Here is a 4,110-nt window from a genome sequence, read left to right as displayed (position 1 = left end):
GTCTATACTCATATCTTACTGAGGGGCTCTAATTTTTTCAAAGTTGAAATTAACGCACTACAGGAATTCTAACGGAGGAGGCTAGATGAAAAAAATTCACATTTATTTGAAAGAAATTTGTCCTTTAATCGTAAGTGATAAAAATTTGTCAGTTAATTTAAGGGGAGGGATTCGATGTCTAAGCGCGACAAAGATGATTATGTAAGTAAAATTGACACTGATGATGGGTGGAATAGAGCATTTTACGGAAGTCCTACAAAGGATGGCTGCCTTGTCTTTATATTAGTGATAATATTTATTTTTTGGTTAATGAAGTAACCTCTTGCTTCTTTAACTATAGAAGCAGTTTAACAAAATAAAAGGGGTGAGGAGAATTAAAAAGTTATCAAGCGTTTTAGGAGTTATAGCTGGTTTAGCAAGTATCATACTTTGGTTGGTATTTATTTTCTTTAATCCGTATTCTTCTGCTGGAATAGGTACAATACTAATTTCATTTTTTATGTTGCTCCTTCCAGCTTTATTAGCTGTTAAAGCCTCTATTCAATATAAAGATTTTGAACTGTTAATTGCATTTATATGGTCATTACCATATAGTGTTTATTTTGCTTTTACACCTGGAATTTTTGCTTTATTCGGTATTAGCTGTTTATTATATTTGGTCAGTTTTATTCTGATAAAGATACAAATTAGTTAATTATGTGGTTTGGTCTTATGAAAGTAACGGAGGCGATGCTTTAACAAGGCATCGCTTGCCTTGTTGCTAACGAGGCAGGTTAATGAAATTGTAGCTTGTATGTGTAACGATGGATTTCAATTATATGATGAAGGGAGAAGAATTGAATGAAAAATAAATTATTATTAGTAATTGTATTTTCGAGTATTTTAGGTTCTGCGATGGTAAGCAGTATGGAATCGCTTAGTTATACATTTAAATCTATCTTCTACGGTATTTCAATGACAGTTTTAATTGTAATCGGATTGGCAGGATTATTTAAGTATTTGAGAAGAGGGAAAGCAGGAAGTATATAGAGTTTATTCTTAAAGTAATGGAGGCGTATCTGGAAGAAGCTGTCGTTGCTGTTGTGTCACTAAAGGGGAGTGACTTCAATGAAGAAAGGAATTATTTAGGTATTGGTTACTTTATTGGAACAAACATTGCAAGTTACCTTTTTATCAAGAATTAAAATGGCAAGGGCTCGTCAGTGGTGTTGTTGGTGTAGTTATTATCCGTATACTATCGGCAACTTTTAAAAACAAGAATCAGTAGTTATTACCTTGAACAAACGGTTGGCGTTTCTACAACAGCAGCAACGCTATTTTACTAACGAAGCAGGAGAGTGAGAGATTGAGTAACCGAATTATTTATCTTATTGTTGGTATCATAATGGCTATTTTTTCGTTAGTTTTAATTATAGGAGCAATAATAGAAACCAGCGCACTCCTGTATCAAACTTATTCAGCGATTGCTATAACAACTATTTCTTTTTGTATGTATTATCTTCACCCTCATTTTAAGGATAAAAAACATGCAAAATTAATTAGAAAAAAAGCTGTTTTTTACAGGATTATAGCCATTTTTGTTTTCTTGATATTTTTATCCATAGGATTAGTTGTTGATTTTATTACGTTATCAATACCTGAAACGATAAGCATATTAATTTCATTAATTGTGATTACTCTTTTTATTTCACTTGTAATTAATGCAAAAATACATGAAATCCAATTAAAGAAATTTTAAATTATCCATTATAGTAAATAAATGTTCTTCAACAAACGGGGGCTTTTCTGAAATAAGGAAAGCGTCTTTCTTCATGAAAAGGGCCAGATAATTGAATAACACTTGGCAGTTAAATTGGATATTTATGTTAAAATAATTAGAGATTGTGAAGGACTGTACTTAAAGTAACGACGCAGTATTGTGGAAGAAGAATTAAAAATCATATTAGTTTTAGGAAAGTTTAGAAGATAGGGGTATTTATATGTGGAAAATAATCAAATTCACTCTGTTCATAATTGGAGTTATATTAATAATGCTTGGTGTTCCTAATTTATTAGGGATAACGACTAATGATGTTTTAAAATACCCTCTATATATTGGTTTAATTGTTTTTGTGATATTTTTTCCAGCAAGTTCGATTAAAAAATTGATAGCAAAATCAAATTAAGTAATATTTCTTCAATAATTCTATATTTCAGCTACGAAAGTTATTGAAGTAACGGGAGCAAGAGTTTAAGACCAATAGCTGCTTGTTCCACTAACGGCAGAATAATGGAGGAAGAATTATTACATTTGTTTCAACTTTTTTGGAAAGTTATACTAATGATTATTTCTCTTGAAGGGGACTTCTTATATGATTTTTGAAATTATTGCTGGTCTGCTTGGAAGTATCGGACAAGATACTTCCTTAGATACAAGGAAGATAGACAAGCATATAGAAGAATTAAAAAAGCAGAAATGGTTTATTGAAATATACAATGACGAAAAGTATCATCGTTTATTTTTGGAGAATAGGCGGGTAAGAAAGTTTCTACAAAGTAGGTTTCTAACTAAGAGGATGGTAAATAACCCAAATGCTCAAAAGGCTTTTAAGTTATTACTGGATAAGCAATTAAATAAATAACTTTTATTTACGTTAACGGTTCGATTGCTCAACAAGGGCAGTCGCTGCTGTGACACCCTAAAAAGAAGGACTTTAATTTGTAAAGGTGTGATGTAACGATGGGAGATAAAATCAAGATAATATTAACATTAATTTCTATTGCTTTAATTTCCTCATTTTTTTATGCCATATTCCAGGTATTGTTAACTCAAATAATAAATTTGAATACAGATATTTGGTTCGCTTTTTATATTTTCCCACATCTATTTGCAGGTACATTCCCATATTTCATTTTAGCTTGGGTTCCATTAAGCTTGTTAATCGAGAAGCTAATTCAATATTACAATATTCACGGGTACTTATTTAAACTCATCATCTACTGTTTTGTAGGGTTTATTTCATTTTTCATATATGGAATAGTTCTGAATTTAGGAAATATCTTTTTTCTTTCCATTTTAACATTTAGTCTTATTTTCGGGATTACTACTGCATTTGTTTTTTATAACACAATGATTATATATAAGGCTACATTGAATAAAGAATTAAAACCTAATACCAAAAGGCTAATTACTTTATTTGTTATAATTTTAGCTGTTTTCAGCTTCAATTTAACAATTACAGGTGATTATAGTAACCATAGTTCTGAGGAATTTTACAATATCGAGGAAGTTCTAGAAAATTCCCCTTTAGGTCTTAAATTACCTTCTAATTTACCTGATGGAGTTTATTTTAATAACGCACAAATATATCAAGACCGCAATGAAATAATAATCACTATTAGTTATTCAGGTAATAAGAAAGAATTTGACTGGGATACACCTTTGATTTTGACAGTTACGGATAAAAACATGAAAAAGGAACTGTTAGAACGCCATGACAAACTAAAAGAGATTTCGATAAACGACAATAAAGGTTATATAGGACGTTCAGCAATTATTGGTGATTATGAATATATGGACGTGACGCTAATGTGGAATGAAAATGAGATTTATTACTCACTAAGTACCGATGTTTATGAAAATTCAATTTTGGATGAGGATGACCTTTTTAAAATTGCTAAATCTTTTAAGTGAAATGAGATTGTGAAGAAATGTACTTAAACAAACGGGGGCGTTAGCTTAACAAGCCAAAATCAAAAAATCGGTTCCTAAACATTGTAAGGAACCGATTTTTCTATGTTGTAATTTTCTTAACGTTGTAAATCCGCATTTTCCTGACGCTACCCCTTATTGGGTGTTTTAGTCTTGATTTCCCGAAAAGGTAGAATAACTGAAAATGAGATCTATTCTGTAGTGTTCCAATACGGTACAAGTGGAAAGGAAAGGGGTCTCAGCATTTCTTCTAAGTCTGGATACATGTCTCTCTTGCGATTTCTTCGTCAAATCTAAATAAAAAGATCAATATATACAGCTCCCTAATTGTTTGCAAAAATTATCAGCCTAAAGGCTGAAAGTCAAGCTAAAGCTTGATAGGACGGCTAAAGCTAACATTCAATGAAAACTTACTAGTA

Annotated in this window: 5 protein-coding genes; all 5 read left to right on the top strand. The window is 31.0% G+C overall.

The features are described 5' to 3' along the window. Positions 1–174: 174 nt before the first annotated feature. On the top strand, positions 175–318 hold the full coding sequence (locus PQ474_RS25645; protein WP_273848412.1) for a hypothetical protein: 144 nt from the start codon (positions 175–177) through the stop codon (positions 316–318). Positions 319–840: 522 nt separating this feature from the next. Further along, positions 841–1,029: a hypothetical protein gene (locus PQ474_RS25640; protein ID WP_273848411.1), complete on the top strand. Its 189-nt coding sequence runs from the start codon at positions 841–843 to the stop codon at positions 1,027–1,029. A gap of 316 nt (positions 1,030–1,345) precedes the next feature. Continuing rightward, positions 1,346–1,738: a permease gene (locus PQ474_RS25635; protein WP_273848410.1), complete on the top strand. Its 393-nt coding sequence runs from the start codon at positions 1,346–1,348 to the stop codon at positions 1,736–1,738. Positions 1,739–2,351: 613 nt separating this feature from the next. Further along, positions 2,352–2,621 (top strand): hypothetical protein, encoded by a 270-nt coding sequence (locus PQ474_RS25630; protein WP_273848409.1) that lies wholly within the window; start codon positions 2,352–2,354, stop codon positions 2,619–2,621. 98 nt (positions 2,622–2,719) lie between these two features. Further along, positions 2,720–3,673 carry a DUF4367 domain-containing protein gene (locus PQ474_RS25625; RefSeq protein ID WP_273848408.1) on the top strand — a complete coding sequence of 318 codons (954 nt, stop codon included), beginning with the start codon at positions 2,720–2,722 and terminating at the stop codon, positions 3,671–3,673. The last annotated feature ends 437 nt before the right edge of the window (positions 3,674–4,110 follow it).

The sequence above is a fragment of the Halalkalibacter alkalisediminis genome, assembly GCF_028610705.1.
In the GTDB taxonomy this organism is placed as follows: Bacteria; Bacillota; Bacilli; order Bacillales; family Bacillaceae_D; genus Halalkalibacter; species Halalkalibacter alkalisediminis.
The sequence above is the reverse complement of the archived record's forward strand: the minus strand, read 5'-3'. Positions and strand labels throughout refer to the sequence as shown.